A 295-nucleotide genomic window follows, 5' to 3' on the forward strand; every position below is an offset into this window, starting at 1 on the left:
ACCAAGAATTTGACCTACTTCTTCAAACTTTGGACGCCATTGATCTAATGGAGTGTTTAACATAACTGTTGGTGCAATTTTAGATAATTGATCGTAAATCTTTTCTTGACGATTATTTACAAGAATTAAGTCTGGTTTTGCAGCAGCTACTGCTTCGATGTTAATTTTATCGCCCCAAGCAGAACCAACTGGTTTAACGTCTTTTAATTTCTTTTCAATATGTGCATCAATTTTTTCTTGAGATGTATTAGCTGTAATAATTGGTTTCATACCAAAGATTAATAATTCTTCTGTT

The 295-nt window shown here is 32.2% G+C and carries 1 protein-coding gene; it reads right to left on the bottom strand.

Annotated features, from left to right (window positions below; translation table 11 throughout):
- Window positions 1-295: ABC transporter substrate-binding protein (locus FE392_RS23100; RefSeq protein WP_319932009.1), on the bottom strand; the 295-nt coding region annotated here is incomplete at both ends.

The organism is Xenorhabdus santafensis, from assembly GCF_033949405.1.
Classification (GTDB): domain Bacteria; phylum Pseudomonadota; class Gammaproteobacteria; order Enterobacterales; family Enterobacteriaceae; genus Xenorhabdus; species Xenorhabdus santafensis.